General features: G+C 71.7%; 9 protein-coding genes. 6 read left to right on the top strand and 3 right to left on the bottom strand.

Annotated features, from left to right (window positions below; all coding sequences use genetic code 11):
• Window positions 1–65: 65 nt before the first annotated feature.
• Window positions 66–1,913: an ABC transporter ATP-binding protein gene (locus ACZ607_RS16230; protein ID WP_469735333.1), complete on the top strand. Its 1,848-nt coding sequence runs from the start codon at window positions 66–68 to the stop codon at window positions 1,911–1,913.
• Window positions 1,910–3,781: an ABC transporter ATP-binding protein gene (locus ACZ607_RS16225; RefSeq protein WP_469735332.1), complete on the top strand. Its 1,872-nt coding sequence runs from the start codon at window positions 1,910–1,912 to the stop codon at window positions 3,779–3,781. Before ACZ607_RS16230 ends, ACZ607_RS16225 begins: the two co-directional genes overlap by 4 nt.
• 40 nt (window positions 3,782–3,821) lie before the next feature.
• Here ACZ607_RS16225 and ACZ607_RS16220 read toward each other — a convergent pair whose 3' ends face one another.
• Window positions 3,822–4,469 (bottom strand): TetR/AcrR family transcriptional regulator, encoded by a 648-nt coding sequence (locus tag ACZ607_RS16220; protein WP_469735331.1) that lies wholly within the window; start codon window positions 4,467–4,469, stop codon window positions 3,822–3,824.
• Between the two features lie 96 nt (window positions 4,470–4,565).
• Between ACZ607_RS16220 and ACZ607_RS16215 the strand changes: the two genes are divergently transcribed.
• Complete coding sequence (locus ACZ607_RS16215) at window positions 4,566–4,973, top strand: Dabb family protein (protein ID WP_469735330.1); 408 nt, start codon at window positions 4,566–4,568, stop codon at window positions 4,971–4,973.
• Between the two features lie 401 nt (window positions 4,974–5,374).
• On the top strand, window positions 5,375–7,423 hold the full coding sequence (locus ACZ607_RS16210; RefSeq protein WP_469735329.1) for a M4 family metallopeptidase: 2,049 nt from the start codon (window positions 5,375–5,377) through the stop codon (window positions 7,421–7,423).
• A 65-nt stretch (window positions 7,424–7,488) separates the two neighbouring features.
• Here ACZ607_RS16210 and ACZ607_RS16205 read toward each other — a convergent pair whose 3' ends face one another.
• Both ACZ607_RS16205 and glgP read right to left on the bottom strand, forming a co-directional pair.
• Window positions 7,489–9,300: a SpoIIE family protein phosphatase gene (locus ACZ607_RS16205; protein WP_469735587.1), complete on the bottom strand. Its 1,812-nt coding sequence runs from the start codon at window positions 9,298–9,300 to the stop codon at window positions 7,489–7,491.
• A gap of 203 nt (window positions 9,301–9,503) precedes the next feature.
• The gene (gene glgP, locus ACZ607_RS16200; protein WP_469735328.1) at window positions 9,504–12,179 is read right to left on the bottom strand and encodes an alpha-glucan family phosphorylase; all 2,676 of its coding nucleotides are present in this window, start codon (window positions 12,177–12,179) and stop codon (window positions 9,504–9,506) included.
• 718 nt (window positions 12,180–12,897) lie between these two features.
• Here glgP and ACZ607_RS16195 point away from each other — a divergent pair.
• Window positions 12,898–15,015: an alpha-1,4-glucan--maltose-1-phosphate maltosyltransferase gene (locus ACZ607_RS16195; RefSeq protein WP_469735327.1), complete on the top strand. Its 2,118-nt coding sequence runs from the start codon at window positions 12,898–12,900 to the stop codon at window positions 15,013–15,015.
• Window positions 15,012–16,718 (top strand): maltose alpha-D-glucosyltransferase, encoded by a 1,707-nt coding sequence (gene treS, locus ACZ607_RS16190; RefSeq protein ID WP_469735326.1) that lies wholly within the window; start codon window positions 15,012–15,014, stop codon window positions 16,716–16,718. The genes ACZ607_RS16195 and treS overlap by 4 nt, the downstream gene beginning before the upstream one ends.
• The last annotated feature ends 159 nt before the right edge of the window (window positions 16,719–16,877 follow it).

The following is a 16,877-nucleotide window of genomic DNA, read 5'->3' as shown; positions in this document are numbered from 1 at the left end:
AACCACGGCGCGTGACCGGAAAACCACGTGAGCGATGTCAGTGGTGAACCATAGGCTCGCTCCTGATGCCCGAAAAACCTGCAGAGCCCACGGACCGGTCCGCCGTGCGCTCCCTCCTGCGACTGTGGCCCTACGTCAGACCGGTGCGCCTGCGCTGGATCGGTGCCGCCCTGGTGGCGGTTCTCGCGTCCTCGCTCGCCCTGGTGATCCCGCTGATCCTGAAGTGGATGGTGGACGGTCCCGTCGCGGACCGTGACCCGGGCGGGGTCTGGCTGGGGGCGTTCTACCTGTTGCTGCTGGGCATCGCCGAGGCCGGGCTGTTCGGGCTCCGCCGGTGGCTCGTGGCCCGGCCGCTGGCGGGGGTGGAGGCGGCGATGCGCGCCGATCTCTACCGTCATCTGCAACGGCTGCCGGTGGCGTTCCACGACCGCTGGCCCTCGGGGCAGTTGCTGTCGCGCGGGACCACGGACCTGATGCTGCTGCGGATGTTCCTGGCCTTCCCGCTGACGTTCCTGCTGGTCAACGGAACGACGATTCTCGTCGGTTTCGTCATCCTGTTCGTCCAGGAGTGGTCGCTGGGGCTGGTGCTGCTCGCGCCGGCCGTTCCTCTGATGATCCTGTGCTCGCTCTTCGAGACGAAGTACGCGCTGGTGGCGCGGAAGGCCCAGGACCAGGTCGGCGATCTGACGACGGTCGTCGAGGAGAGCGTGCTGGGCATCCGGATCGTCAAGGGCTTCGGCCGCAACCGCAGCCAGGCCCTCGCCTTCCGCGCGCTCGCACGGCGGCTGCGGGCCACCGAGCTGGGCAAGGCCCGGCTGCTCGCGGGCATCTGGGCGCTGATCACCGCCATCCCGGAGCTGGCGATCGGCGCCGCGCTGGTGCTCGGCACGATCGAGGTCGCGAACGGCGGTCTGTCGGCGGGCACGCTCGTCGCGTTCCTCTCGACGGCTCTGGCGCTGCGCTGGCCGGTCGAGTCGATCGGCTTCCTGCTGGCGATGAGCCAGGAGTCCGCGACCGCCGCCGACCGCTACTTCGAGGTCATGGACGTCGCGGAGGAGCCGGAGCCCGAGGAGCCGGAGTCCGAGGGGCCGGGAGGGACGGCCGGCGGGGCGGGCCGGGGCATCGTCTTCGAGGGGGTGGAGTTCCGCTACCCCGACGCCGACGCCGGCTCGCCGCCCGCCCTCGCCGGGATCGATCTGCACATCCGTCCCGGCGAGACGATGGCCCTGGTGGGAGCCACGGGTTCCGGGAAGACGACGCTGACGGCGCTCGTCCCCCGGCTCCACGAGATCACCGGCGGCCGGATCCTGCTGGACGGCGAGGACATCGCCACCATGCGGCGGTCCCGGCTGCGCGAGCTGGTGTCGGTGGCCTTCGAGGAGCCCACGCTGTTCTCGGCGACCGTCGGGGAGAACGTGCTGATGGGCGCGGAGGGCGCGAGCGACCAGGAGCTGCGCCGGGCGCTGTCGGTCGCGCAGGCCGACTTCGTGCACGACCTTCCGCAGGGCGTCGGCACCCAGGTCGGTGAGCAGGGGCTCAGCCTCTCCGGCGGCCAGCGCCAGCGGCTCGCCCTCGCCCGTGCCGTCGTCGGCGCACCGCGCTTCCTGGTCCTGGACGACCCGCTCTCCGCACTGGACGTGCACACGGAGGCCCTGGTGGAGGCGGCGCTGCGGCGCGTGCTGGAGGGCACGACGGCCCTGGTGGTCGCCCACCGGCCGTCCACGGTGATGCTCGCGGACCGGGTGGCCCTGCTGTCCGGGGGCCGGATCACCGCCGTGGGCACCCATCAGGAACTCCTGCGCACCCACGCCGAGTACGCCTGGCTGATGTCCGGCGCCGAACACACCGACGCCCACGACACCGGGGCCCGGGACACCGGTGTCCTCGTCACCGAGGAGGGCAGCACCCGATGACCAGTACGACTGCCGACGGACCCGCCCTCTCCGAGGATGACCTGCCCGGTGCGGAGCCCGGCCCGGCGCGGGGCGACGGGGATGCGTTCGACGCCGACGCCCTGCCCACGCCCCGGGGCGCCACCCTGGCGCTGCTGGCCTCGCTGCTCGCGCCGCTGCGGGCCAGGGTGGCCGTGGCCTCCCTGCTGCTGCTCGTCCAGCAGGCCGCCGTGCAGGCGGGGCCGCTGCTCGTGGCGTACGCCATCGACAGCGGGGTGCCCGCGTTCCGGGACCACGACTACGGCCCGCTCGCCGCCGTGGGCATCGGCTACGCGGTCTGCTCGGTCGGTGCGGGGCTCCTCCAGTACGCCTTCATCCGGGCGGCCGCGCGGATCAATCAGGACGTGCTGCTCGATCTGCGCGGCCGGATCTTCCGTCACGCGCAGGCGCTGAGCGTGGACTTCCACGAGCGCTACACCTCGGGCCGGCTGATCTCCCGCTCGACCACGGACGTGGAGTCCCTGCGCGAGCTGCTGAGCGAGGGCCTCCAGGAGCTCATCGGGGTGGTCCTGTCGTTCGTGTCGATCTCCCTGATGCTGCTCTGGCTCGACCTCGGCATCGGCGCGATCGCCGTGGCCTCCTTCGGCCCCCTGTACCTGCTGGTGCGGGCGTACCGCCGGCGGGCCGCCAAGGCGTACTCGGCGCGTTCCTCGGCGATCGCCGCGGTCATCGTGAAGTTCGCCGAGACGATGAACGGGATCCGTCCGGTGCAGGCCTTCCGCAGGGAGCACGCCAACGACGGGGAGTTCGCGGTGTTCAACCGCCGTCATGAGCGGACGAACGGCGACGCGCTGCTGGAGATGGCCCGCTACGTCGTCGGCTCCCGGCTGGTCGCCAACACCGCGGTGGCGGCGATGGTGCTGTGGGGCGCCTACCGGGTCGCCTCGGACACGCTGGCGCTCGGTGTCCTGGCCGCGGCGGTGCTGTATCTGCGGCGGCTGTACGACCCGATCGACCGGCTCGCGATGTTCCTCAACTCCTACCAGTCGGCGGCCGCTTCGCTGGAGAAGATCGCGGGCCTGCTGGCGCAGACGCCCACGGTGCCCGAGCCCGCGGCCCCGAAGGCGCTGCCCGCGCTCGCCGGTGAGCACCCGGGCCGGGAGGTCGTGTTCGACGGGGTGCGGTTCGCCTACCGTACGGGCGGCGAGGTCCTGCCGCGCTTCGATCTGACGATCCCCGCCGGCCGGACCGTGGCAGTGGTCGGCTCGACGGGGGCGGGCAAGTCGACACTGGCCAAGCTGCTGGCGCGCTTCTACGACCCGACGGAGGGGCGGGTCCTCCTGGACGGCACCGATCTGCGCGATCTGGCGACGCCCGAGCTGCGGCGCGGTGTGGTGATGGTGACCCAGGAGGCGTTCCTGTTCTCCGGGACGATCGCCGAGAACATCGCGATCGGGCGTCCGGAGGCGACGCCCGAGGAGATCGAGCGTGCGGCGAAGGCCATCGGGGCGCACGACTTCATCAGCTCCCTGCCCGACGGTTACGGGACGGACGTCCGTAAGCGGGGCGGCCGGATCTCCGCCGGGCAGCGCCAGTTGGTGGCCTTCGCGCGGGCGCTGCTCGCGGACCCGGCGGTGCTGATCCTCGACGAGGCCACCAGTTCGCTGGACATCCCGGGTGAGCGTGCGGTGCAACGGGCGATGGACACGGTGCTGCACGGCCGCACCGCGGTGGTGATCGCGCACCGTCTGTCGACCGTGGAGATCGCGGACCGGGTCCTGGTGATGGAGCACGGCCGGATCGTGGAGGACGGCACCCCGGCCGAACTCATCGGCGGCACGGGCCGCTTCGCGGGCCTGCACCGCGCCTGGAAGGAGAGCCTGGCCTGAGGCGCCCCGGGGCCGGGGCGGCCCGAAGGCCCCGGCCCGGTCAGGCGGCGGGTCCGTAGGCCCGCAGGAAGGTGTCGACGGCGGCCCGGGCCACCGCTCGGGTCTCGGCGGCCGAAACCGTGCGGGTGCCCAGCCGGGTGCGCGCCTCCATCGGCCCGGTGAGCAGGGCGAGGAGCTGCTCCGCCGCCAGGGCCGGGTCGCAGGGGCGCAGCCGGCCGGCCAGCGAGAGACGGGCCAGCCGGTCGGCCAGGGCCTCGCCGAGCCGGCCCCGGGTGCGGTCCTGGACGGCCTCGATCAGGTCGGGGAAGCCGCCGACCTGGGCGTACGTCAGCCACCGCAGCGCGCGGGCGCGTTCGCCGCAGCAGACCTGGAGCATCCGGTACGCCGTGTCCTCCAGGGCGGCGCGAGGATCGTCACCGGGCGCCCGCAGCAGTTCGATCACGGCGAGGTTCTCCGCCATCACCGTGTCGGCGGCCGCCTCGATCGCGTGCCGGAACAGATTCTCCTTGTCCCTGAGGTGGTTGTAGACCGTCGGCTTGGCGACGCCCGCCTCCTCGGCGATCTCCTGCACGCAGGCGTTCTCGTAGCCCCGGCGCGCGAAGACGGTGAACGCGGCGTCGAGGATCGCCTGCCGCTTGTCGATACGTCCTCGGGACGCCGTCCGCCCGGACGGAGTGGTCGCAGTCACCTCCGCAGGGTACCGCCGCCTTGTTCTGTACCAATGAGACCAGTAAATTGAACTCATTGGTTCAATCATGGCATCCGCCGTACGGGAGGGGACCCGGTGATCGTCAACATCCTGCGCTTCAGCTTCAAGGACGGAACGACGGAGGAGGAGAAGGCGGAGGTGCTGGCCGCGATGCGGCGCACGTCGACCGTGGAGTCGGCGGCGTTCGGAGTCGTGGGCCAGGATCTCGGCGACCCCGCCGAGGGCTTCACCCACACCTACTGCGCGGGGGTGGAGGATCTGGCGGCGCTGGAGCGGTACATGTACGACCCGGTCCACCTCGAGGGCGACTCCACCATCCTGCCCCGGCTGGCCGGACTCTCGGCCGTACGGCTGTCCGACGACATGGACCCGGGCCTCGGAGAGCGGATCATGGCGATGCACCTGGAGAAGGTCGCGGCGTACCCGGAGTGGGGCCGGCTCCTCGACGCCATCCCCGACGCACACATCTCCACCGAGGCCTGACGAAGGCCGGCGCGAAGACCTGACGGAGGCCCGGCGGGGGCCGCCGGAGACCGGGACGGCGCGGAACTGGCCACAGTTGCGCGCCGTCTCAGCCCGTGGTCCCCGTCCGCTTCCGCGCACCCGCCCCGCGTGCGGCGGCTACCGACGGAAACCCCTCTCTGCCCTGCGGTGTACGGAGGATGACCGTCCCACCGACCCCGCACGCCACACGGATGACATACGGCGAAACGTCCGCTTAACGAACATGACCATTCCGGCAACGAACGAGATCCGGCCAATGTGTTGACGCGGTCCTGACACGCACCTGTTCCGGCTGACACTCTTCCTCCGTTCCGCGCACCGCCTGCTCTGCCGGCCCGCTCACCCAGCGGGCCGTCGCCCCCCTCGCAGAAGGAGTCCGCGTGAGACCCACGCCCAGCCGTCGTGCCACCGCGACCGGCGCTCTGATAGCCGCAACCGCCCTCCTCGCCGTCGGAATGCAGGGCGGTGCCGCAACGGCCGCCCCGGAGGGCGCGAGTGCCGCCCCGGCCGCCGCCGTGAAGGGTGCCGACCCCGGCGCACTCCCCGCGAAGCTCAGCCCCTCCCAGCGCGCCGAACTCCTCAAGGAGGCCAACTCCACGAAGGCGGCGACCGCCAAGGAGCTCGGCCTCGGGTCCACGGAGAAGCTCGTCGTCCGCGATGTCGTCAAGGACGTCGACGGCACCACGCACACCCGTTACGAGCGCACCCTCGACGGCCTCCCGGTCCTCGGCGGCGACCTGGTCGTGGCCGAGTCGAAGTCCGGGGCGACCGAGGGCGTCACCAAGGCGTCCAAGGCGACCGGCGCGCAGCTGAAGGCGGTCGGCACCACCGCGGACGTCGCGCCGGCGACGGCGGAGAAGCAGGCGCTCACCGCGGCCCGCGCCGACGGCTCGAAGAGCACCGAGGCCTCCTCGGCCCCGCGCAAGGTCGTCTGGGCGGCGAGCGGCACCCCGCAGCTCGCCTACGAGACCGTGGTCGGCGGCCTCCAGCACGACGGCACCCCGAACGAGCTGCACGTCATCACGGACGCCTCCTCCGGCGCCAAGCTCTTCGAGTGGCAGGCGATCGAGAACGGCACGGGCAACACGCAGTACAGCGGCACGGTCACGCTGGGCACCTCGGGCTCCGGCAGCTCGTACAACCTCACCGACAGCGCCCGCGGCGGCCACAAGACGTACAACCTGAACCGCGGTACGTCCGGCACCGGGACCCTGTTCTCCGGCACCGACGACGTCTGGGGCAACGGAAACCCGTCCAACACCGAGACGGCGGCGGCGGACGCGCACTACGGCGCGGCGGAGACCTGGGACTTCTACAAGAACGTCATGGGACGCACCGGCATCAAGGGCGACGGTGTCGGCGCGTACTCCCGTGTCCACTACGGCAACAACTACGTCAACGCGTTCTGGTCGGACAGCTGCTTCTGCATGACGTACGGCGACGGAAGCGGCAACCTCGCGCCGCTGACCTCGCTGGACGTCGCGGCCCACGAGATGACGCACGGCGTCACCTCGAACACCGCCGGCCTCAACTACAGCGGAGAGTCGGGCGGCCTCAACGAGGCCACCTCGGACATCTTCGCGGCGGGCGTGGAGTTCTACTCCAACACCGCCACCGACCCGGGCGACTACCTCGTCGGCGAGAAGATCGACATCAACGGCGACGGCACGCCGCTGCGTTACATGGACAAGCCGAGCAAGGACGGCGCGTCCAAGGACTCCTGGTACTCGGGCCTCGGCTCGGTCGACGTCCACTACTCCTCGGGCCCGGCGAACCACTTCTTCTACCTGCTCTCCGAGGGCAGCGGCGCCAAGACCGTCAACGGGGTGTCCTACAACTCCCCGACGTCCGACGGCCTTCCGGTGACCGGCATCGGCCGGGACAAGGCGCTGCAGATCTGGTTCAAGGCGCTCACCACGAAGTTCACCTCGACCACGAACTACGCCGCGGCCCGCACCGGCACCCTCGCGGTGGCCGGTGAGCTGTACGGCACCACGAGCGCCGAGTACACCGCGGTCGCCAACGCCTGGGCCGCGATCGCCGTGGGCTCCCGCCCCGGCGGCGGCACCGACCCCGACCCGGGCGGCAAGGTCTTCCAGAACACGACCGTCAAGGCCATCGCCGACCGCAGCACCACCAACTTCCCGGTCGTCGTCAGCGGCGTCACCGGCAACGCGCCCAGCAACCTGTCGGTCGCGGTGAACATCAGCCACACCTACCGCGGTGACCTGGTCCTGGACCTGGTCGCCCCGGACGGGACGGCGTACCGCCTGAAGAACTCCTCGTCGAGCGACTCCGCGGACAACGTGGTGGCGACCTACACGGTCAACGCCTCCTCCGAGGTGGCCAACGGCACGTGGAACCTGAAGGTCCAGGACGTCTACTCGGGCGACACCGGCACCTTCAACAGCGTCAAGCTCACCTTCTGAGCACAGCTCCGGCAGGTGTGCGTACGGACGGCCCCGGGGAGCACTCCCCGGGGCCGTCCCCCGTGTCAGTGCGGGGAGCCGGCACCCCGGCCGGGGATGTTCTGCTCCGCCCAGACGATCTTTCCGGCCGCCGTCCGGCACGAACCCCAGCTGCGGCACAGCAGGTTGATGAGCTGGAGCCCGCGTCCGCCCTCGTCGCTGAGGTCGGCGTGCTGGATCTGCGGCAGATCGGGCCCGGTGTCGGCCAGCTCCACCTGGAGCCGCTCGTCGCACAGCAGCCGGAGCCGGCCGGGGCCGCCGCCGTAGCGCAGGGCGTTGCCGACCAGTTCGCTGACCACCAGCTCGGTCACATCGGCGAGTTCGGTCAGGTCCCACCGCGCCAGCTGCTCGGTGACCAGCTTGCGGGCCACCGAGGCGGGGTTGCCGTCCGTGGGCAGGTCCCACTCCCGCAGCCGCACGTCGGGGGTGAGCTCGTGGCCTCCCGCGACCAGCAGCACCGCCTCGTCGAACCGGCCGTCGTCGTGCCGCGGCGAGGTGAGCGGGCCGCCGGCGTCGAGCTGCTCGGGCGTCATCGCCGCCACGGACGCCCGCAGCCCCTCCAGCTGTACGTCGACGTCGTCGGTGCGCGTCTTGATCAGCCCGTCGGTGTAGAAGACCAGCCGGCCGCCGACCGGGCCGCGCAGCCGCAGCGGGTCGTAGGGGATGACCCCGGCCCCCAGCGGCGCCCCGACCGGCACGTCCGGGTACACGGCGGTCCCGTCGGCCTCCACCAGCAGCGGCGGCGGATGGCCCGCGCTCGCGAGGGTGTAGCTGGAGTCCGCCGGGTCGTAGACCGCGCACAGACAGGTGGCGACCTGGTCGTCCTCCAGGTCCCGGGTGGCCAGGTCGAGCCGGGCCAGCAGCCGGTCGGGGGCGATGTCCAGCATCATCAGCGTACGGGCGACCGCCCGCAGCCTGCCCATGGTGGCGGCGGCGGGCAGGCCGTGCCCGGTGACGTCGCCGACGACCAGCGCCGTACGCCCGCTGGGGAGCGCCACCACGTCGTACCAGTCGCCGCCCACCCCCTGCGCGTCGACGGCCGGGGCGTAGTGGGCGTGGACCCGCAGGCCCGGGGTGTGCGGGGTGGCGCGCGGGAGCAGGGAGCGCTGGAGCGAGACGACATGCTCGCGCTCACGCCCGTAGAGCCGGGCGTTGTCCATGAACACGGCTGCCATGGAGGCGAGTTGGCTCGCCAGGTCCAGGTCGGCACGGCTGAAGGGCGGGCTGTCGCCGGCGCGTACGAAGTCGGCGGAGCCCAGCAGGACCCCGCGTGCGGTCAGGGGCACGGCCATGTAGCTGTGCACCCCCTGGCGGCGCATCGCCTCCGCCGCGCTCGGGGTCGGCGCGACGCGGTCGTAGTCCTCCGCGGTCATCCGGCTGACCAGGACGGGCCGGCCGTTGCGCAGGCACTCGGTGGTCAGCAGGGTCTCACGGCGCTCGCGGCGGTCCACCACCTCGCCCACCGGGGCGGGTTCGAGCTCGTCCAGCGCGTCGATGGCCCGCACCGCCATGGCCCGGGTGACGGGCACCGCGGCGCCGGTGACCCGCTCGCCCTCCTCGCCGCGCAGCACGGACTCCAGCAGATCGACGGCGGCGGCGTCGGCCAGCCGCGGGACGCTGAACGCCGCCAGCTCCTCGGCCGTCCGCTCCAGGTCGAGCGTCGTGCCGATCCGGGTGCTCGCCGCATTGAGCCAGCGCATCCGGGCCGCGGTGGTGAAGCGGTCGCCGCGCGGCGGTGCGGCGGGGTCCGGCCGGCGTATGTGCAGTTGCCGGGAGGTGCCGGTCTGCGCGGCCAGCCGACGGGTCAGGCGTCTCGCTCGGCCTCGGCCGCCGTTCACCGTGCTGACCTCCACTCGCGCCCGGGAGGACGCCTCGCTGTCATACCGATGGGCGCGGGGCCGCACCGGCAGGGCTGTCATGTTAGCGAGATCACGGCGAAATCACCCCTGCCGGTACCCGGTGGACCCGGGCGGACACGGAGGCGGACACAGGGGTGGGCCCGGCGCGGGACGCGCGCCGGGCCCACCGGGAGCGTGCGGTGTCAGCGCAGGAGCATCCCGCCGCCGTCGCCCGTGGCCGCGTCGGGCACGGCGACCAGGCCCAGCTCCGCGCCCGAGGCGAGCAGCCGGTGCGAGGGCAGGACGCGCACGGTGTAGCCGTAGGGGCCCGTACGGTCGAGGGCGAGCGGGCCCTCGTACAGCCAGCGGTCCTCCAGGTCGTGACCGCCCGCCGGCTTCAGCGGGAACGTCTGGGCCTCCGCGATCGCGTCCCCGGAGTCGACCCGTCCGGCGACCACCTGCACCTCCACGTCGTCCGGGTCGAGCCCGCCCAGCGCGATCCGCACCCGGAGCGCCAGGGTGGACCCCAGCTCGGCGGAGCCGCCGACGACGGTGTCGGCGGAGGCCTCCACATGGTCGACCGCCACCTGCGGCCAGGCCGCGCGGACCTTGGCCTTCCAGGCGGCGAGCTCACGGGCGGACGCGGGCTCCAGGGCCCGGCGGGAGCGCGCCGCCGGGGCGTAGAGCCTCTCGACGTACTCCCGCACCATGCGGCCCGCGAGCACCTTGGGCCCCAGGGTGACCAGGGTGCGGCGGACCATCTCGATCCACCGCTCGGGCAGGCCCTCGGCGTCGCGGTCGTAGAAGCGGGGGGCGACCCGGTCCTCGATCAGCGCGTAGAGGGCGTTCGCCTCCAGCTCGTCGCGCCGCTCCTCGTCGGTGGCGGAGCCGTCGGCGGTGGGGATCGCCCAGCCGAAGTCGGGCTCGTACCACTCGTCCCACCAGCCGTCGCGCACCGAGAGGTTGAGACAGCCGTTGAGCGCCGCCTTCATCCCGCTGGTGCCGCAGGCCTCCAGGGGGCGCAGCGGGTTGTTGAGCCAGACGTCGCAGCCCGGGTAGAGCTTCTGCGCCATCCCCATGCCGTAGTCGGGCAGGAAGACGATGCGGTGGCGCACCCGCGGGTCGTCCGAGAACCGCACCAGCTCCTGGACCAGCCGCTTGCCGCCGTCGTCGGCGGGGTGGGCCTTGCCCGCGACGACGATCTGGATCGGGTGGGTCGGGTGGAGCAGCAGCTCACGGAGCCGGTCGCGGTCGTGGAGCATGAGCGTGAGGCGCTTGTACGAGGGCACCCGGCGGGCGAAGCCGATGGTGAGCACGTCCGGGTCGAGGACGCCGTCGATCCAGCCCAGTTCGGCGGTGCCGGCGCCGCGCCTGCGCCAGGAGGCGTAGAGCCGCTTGCGCACCTCGGTGACGAGCTGTTCGCGCAGTCCTCGGCGCAGCTCCCAGATCTCCCGGTCGGCGACGGCGGTCACGGCGTCCCAGCGTCTGGGGGTGCCGGCCGCGCCGTCGGATCCGGCCTCCCGGCCGACCTCGGCGCCGGCGAGGGCGTTCTCCGTACGCTCGGAGCCGAAGGTGCCGGCGCCGAGCCGGAGGACCTCGGGCGCGACCCACGTCGGGGCGTGCACCCCGTTGGTCACCGAGGTGATCGGCACCTCGGAAGGGTCGAATCCCGGCCACAGCCCGGAGAACATCTCCCGGCTGACGGCGCCGTGCAGCGTGGAGACCCCGTTGGCGCGCTGGGCGAGCCGCAGTCCCATGACCGCCATGTTGAAGAGGTCTGGCTCTCCGCCCGGGTACGTCTCCATCCCGAGGCGCAGGACCCGCTCCACCGGGACCCCGGGCAGCTCGCCGTCGTCACCGAAGTGACGGGCCACGAGCTGGCGTTCGAAGCGGTCTATCCCGGCGGGCACCGGGGTGTGCGTGGTGAAGACCGTGCCGGCCCGTACGACCTCCAGGGCGGCGTCGAAGTCCAGGCCGGTGTCGGAGAGCTCCCGGATCCGCTCCAGGCCGAGGAACCCGGCGTGGCCCTCGTTGGTGTGGAACACCTCGGGCGCCGGATGGCCGGTCAGCCGGCAGTACGTCCGCACCGCGCGCACGCCGCCGATGCCGAGCAGCATCTCCTGGAGCAGCCGGTGGTCGCTGCCGCCGCCGTAGAGCCGGTCGGTGACGTCGCGTTCGCCCGGCGCGTTCTCCTCCACGTCGGAGTCGAGGAGCAGCAGGGGGACGCGCCCGACCTGGGCCTGCCAGACGCAGGCGTACAGCGAGCGGCCGCCGGGCAGGGCGAGCACCACCCGGCTGGGGGTGCCGTCGGCTTCCCGCAGGAGGGTGAGCGGCAGCTCGTTGGGGTCGAGGACGGGGTAGTGCTCCTGCTGCCAGCCGTCCCGGGACAGGCTCTGGCGGAAGTAGCCGTGGCGGTAGAGCAGGCCGACCCCGATGAGCGGTACGCCGAGGTCGCTGGCGGCCTTCAGATGGTCGCCGGCCAGGATGCCGAGCCCGCCCGAGTACTGGGGCAGGGCCGCGGTGACCCCGAATTCCGGGGAGAAGTAGGCGATGGCCGCGGGGAGCTCCGCGCCCTGGGAGAGCTGGTTCTGATACCACCTCGGGCCCGCGAGGTACTCCCGGAGATCCTCGGACACCTCGGTGAGCCGGGACATGAACGACTGGTCCCCGGCCAGCTCGGCGAGGCGCGCCGCGGAGACGGCTCCGAGCAGTCGCACGGGGTCGGCGTCCGCGGGCCGCCAGCCCTCCGGGTCGGCCGCCTGGAAGAGCTGTTGGGTCTCGGTGTGCCAGGACCAGCGCAGGTTGCGGGCGAGGTCGCTGAGCGGTCGCAGGGGTTCGGGGAGGACGGGACGCACGGTGAATCGACGAATGGCCTTCACGTATCCCACCTTTACAGGGGACGTACGGATCCGAGGGGACGCACGACGGTGGGCGCCCTCTCCGTCACCCTCGACGGTAGCGGTGGGGCGTGTCGCGCAACCACGGCGCGCGACCGGCTCAGTGGGTCCGCTCCGGCGCCCTCCGCCCGCCCCGGCCCCGGGCGCTGCACCGGGCGCGCCCTCCCTCCGCCGGCTCCTGCGCCACCCCTGCCACCAGGGCCCCGTGGGCACCTGGAACCCCTCCTGCCCCATCGGCCAGATGCGCCAGTTACGTACCCTTCTGTCACGGGCGATATGGCTGATTTCCCCACCTCACGCGGACTTGTGGCCCCCCGCACCTCAGGGAAGGCTTCGGGAGTGCCCGCTCGTCGGCCGGGGGACCGGCGTGCGGCCCACAGCGCGTGCTCCGGTTGCACCCAGGAGTTAACACACCACCGGGTTGGCCGCCCGAAAACGGTGGGAAGGCTCCCCCGGTAAGCCCGGTGACACCCCGCGCTGCACATCCCAGGTGCCCCCGGTCGGAGCAGGATTCCCCCGCGCACCTGCCATTCGAGTGCCATTCGAGTGAACGCGGACAGGAGCGGCCATGCCCACAGCCCGCCAGCCGACAACCGAGCAGCTACAAAGGACGCAACCCCACCATCGCGGCGCGCGCGGTCAGCCCTTCACGCCCACGTCGCGCGCCGTGCATGCCGAGCTCCGACCCCCAGGTGATTCCATGATCGGTCGCATTCCCGTCCTGGACGTCCGTCCGCTCGTCGACTGCGGCAGACGGCCCGCCAAAGCCGTCACGGGCGAGACCTTCCAGGTCAGCGCCACCGTGTTCCGCGAGGGCCACGACGCCGTGGCCGCCAACGTCGTCCTGAGCGACCCGAGCGGACGGCCCGGCCCCTGGACGCCGATGCGCGAGCTCGCCCCGGGCACGGACCGGTGGGGCGCCGACGTCACCCCCGGGTCGGAGGGGCACTGGACGTACACCGTCGAGGCGTGGAGCGACCCGGTCACCACATGGCGCGCGCAGGCACGGATCAAGGTCCCGGCAGGCATCGACACCGCACTGGTGTTCCAGGAGGGCGCCGAGCTGTACGCCCGCGCCGCCGAGGGCGTGCCCAAGAAGGACGGGCGCGAGGCCGTGCTGGCCGCCGTCGACGCGCTGCGCGACACGAGCCTCCCGGCCGCGTCCCGGCTCGCGGCGGCGCTGACCGCCGAGGTGGACGAGGCGCTCGGCCGCCACCCCCTGCGCGAACTGGTCACCGCGTCCCGCCCGCTGCCGCTGACCGTCGAGCGCCCGCGCGCCCTGTACGGCTCCTGGTACGAGATGTTCCCCCGCTCCGAGGGGGCGCGGCTGGAGCCCGTGGAGCCCCCGAAGCCGGCCCGCAAGCCGCGGGCGACGAAGACGGCGAAGACCGCCGCCCAGCCCGCCAAGGTCGCGGCAGCCCGGAAGAAGGCCGCCGCGGCGGTCACCGCGGAGCTCCCGCCGCCGGCCCCCCGGCTGGTCAGCGGCACCTTCCGGACCGCAGCCGAGCGGCTTCCCGCCGTCGCCGCGATGGGGTTCGACGTCGTCTACCTCCCGCCGGTCCATCCCATCGGCACCACCCACCGCAAGGGCCCCGACAACAGCCTCACCCCCGGTCCCGACGACCCCGGCGTGCCCTGGGCGATCGGTTCGGCCGAGGGCGGCCACGACGCCGTCCACCCCGACCTCGGCACCATCGAGGACTTCGACCACTTCGTCGCGACGGCCCGCACCCTGCGGATGGAGATCGCGCTGGACTTCGCGCTCCAGTGCTCCCCGGACCACCCCTGGGTGAGTGAGCACCCGGAGTGGTTCCACCACCGCCCCGACGGGTCCATCGCGTACGCCGAGAACCCTCCGAAGAAGTACCAGGACATCTATCCGATCGCGTTCGACGCGGACCTGCCCGGGATCGTCAGGGAGACGGTGCGCATCCTGCGGTTCTGGATGGAGCACGGCGTACGGATCTTCCGCGTCGACAATCCGCACACCAAGCCGGTGGTCTTCTGGGAGAAGGTGATCGCCGACATCAACCGCACCGACCCGGACGTGATCTTCCTGGCGGAGGCCTTCACGCGGCCCGCGATGATGCGCACGCTGGCCTCGGTGGGCTTCCAGCAGTCCTACACGTACTTCACCTGGCGTAACACGAAGCAGGAACTCACCGAGTACGTCACGGAGCTTTCGGGCGAGAGTTCCTCGTACATGCGGCCCAACTTCTTCGTGAACACGCCCGACATTCTTCCCGGGTACCTCCAGGAGGGCGGCCGTCCCGCCTTCGAGGCCCGGGCCGTGCTGGCCGCGACCCTGTCCCCCTCCTGGGGCGTGTACGCGGGCTTCGAGCTGTACGAGAACACCCCGGTGCGTCCCGGGAGCGAGGAGTACCAGAACTCCGAGAAGTACCAACTCAGGCCCAGGGACTGGGAGTCGGCGGAACGTGAGGGCCGCTCGCTCGCACCCCTGATCACCTCCCTCAACCGGATCCGGCGTCGCCATCCGGCACTCCGGCAACTGCGCGACGTCCACTTCCACCCGGTCGACAACGAAGCGCTGATCGCCTACAGCAAGCGCTCGGGTCCGGACATCGTTCTGGTGGTCGTCAACCTCGACCCTCACCACACCCAGGAGGCCACGGTCTCGTTGGACATGCCGCGTCTCGGCCTCGACTGGCACGAGAGCGTGCCGGTGCGCGACGAGCTCACCGGCGACACCTATCACTGGGGCAGGACCTTCTATGTGCGTCTCGAGCCGGGTGTGACACCCGCGCACATCGCGGTCCTGCGACCGTCCCCGCCGACCGGAGGGTCACCCACACCATGATCGTCAATGAGCCTGTCCACGACCTGTTCGAGGACACTCCCGCCAAGGACCGCGATCCCGACTGGTTCAAGCGCGCCGTCTTCTACGAGGTACTCGTCCGGTCCTTCCAGGACTCGAACGGGGACGGCGTAGGCGACCTCAAGGGCCTCACCGCCAAGCTGGACTATCTGCAGTGGCTGGGCGTCGACTGCCTCTGGCTGCCGCCGTTCTTCAAGTCGCCCCTGCGCGACGGTGGTTACGACGTATCCGACTACACGGCCGTGCTGCCGGAGTTCGGCGACCTCGCCGACTTCGTGGAGTTCGTCGACGCCGCGCACCAGCGCGGCATGCGCGTGATCATCGACTTCGTCATGAACCACACGAGCGACCAGCACGACTGGTTCCAGCAGTCCCGCACCGACCCGGACGGGCCCTACGGCGACTACTACGTCTGGGCCGACGACGACAAGCAGTTCCCGGACGCGCGGATCATCTTCGTCGACACGGAGACGTCCAACTGGACCTTCGACCCGGTCCGCAAGCAGTACTACTGGCACCGCTTCTTCTCGCACCAGCCGGATCTCAACTACGAGAACCCGGCCGTGCAGGAGGAGATCATCTCGGCGCTGCGCTTCTGGCTGGACCTCGGCATCGACGGCTTCCGGGTCGACGCCGTGCCGTACCTCTACCAGCGCGAGGGGACCAACTGCGAGAACCTCCCCGAGACCCACGGCTTCCTCAAGCGGGTCCGCAAGGAGATCGACGCCAACTACCCCGACACGGTGCTGCTCGCCGAGGCCAACCAGTGGCCGGAGGACGTCGTCGACTACTTCGGCGACTACACGGCCGGCGGCGACGAGTGCCACATGGCGTTCCACTTCCCGGTGATGCCCCGCATCTTCATGGCCGTACGCCGCGAGAGCCGCTACCCGGTCTCCGAGATCCTGGCGAAGACCCCGGAGATCCCGTCGGGCTGCCAGTGGGGCATCTTCCTGCGCAACCACGACGAGCTCACGCTCGAAATGGTCACGGACGAAGAGCGCGACTACATGTACGCGGAGTACGCCAAGGATCCGCGGATGCGGGCCAACATCGGCATCCGCAGGCGTCTCGCACCGCTCCTGGACAACGACCGCAACCAGATCGAGCTGTTCACGGCGCTGCTGCTGTCGCTGCCCGGCTCCCCGATCCTCTACTACGGGGACGAGATCGGGATGGGCGACAACATCTGGCTGGGCGACCGCGACGCCGTACGCACCCCGATGCAGTGGACGCCCGACCGCAACGCCGGTTTCTCCTCCAGCGATCCGGGGCGGCTCTACCTCCCCACGATCATGGACCCGGTCTACGGCTACCAGGTCACCAACGTCGAGGCGTCCATGGCCTCGCCGTCGTCGCTGCTGCACTGGACGCGGCGGATGATCGAGATCCGTAAGCAGAACCCGGCGTTCGGCCTCGGCTCGTACAACGAACTGCCGTCGTCGAACCCGGCGGTGATCGCGTTCACCCGCGAGTACAAGGACGATCTCGTGCTGTGCGTCCACAACTTCTCGCGGTTCGCGCAGCCGACGGAGCTCGATCTGCGGGCGTTCGACGGGCGTCATCCGGTGGAGCTGATCGGCGGGGTGCGCTTCCCCGCCGTCGGTCAGTGGCCCTACCTGCTGACACTCGCCGGGCACGGTTTCTACTGGTTCCGGCTGCGGAAGGACGCTCCGGTCAGCTGACCGCCGGTGACGGTGAGCTGACGGCGCCTCATCTCCTGGGGCGCCACCCGCGGGGCGGTTTCCGCCGCCCCGCACGGGGCACTCTCCCCCATATCGAGCTCTTCCGGGCTCCTTCGGGCGCTTCACGGCCCATCGATCGAGTCCGTACGGACCATCCTC

The sequence above is a fragment of the Streptomyces sp. NPDC104381 genome (genome assembly GCF_055583745.1).
Note: the sequence above shows the minus strand (reverse complement) of the source record. Positions and strands in the feature narration are given on the sequence as shown.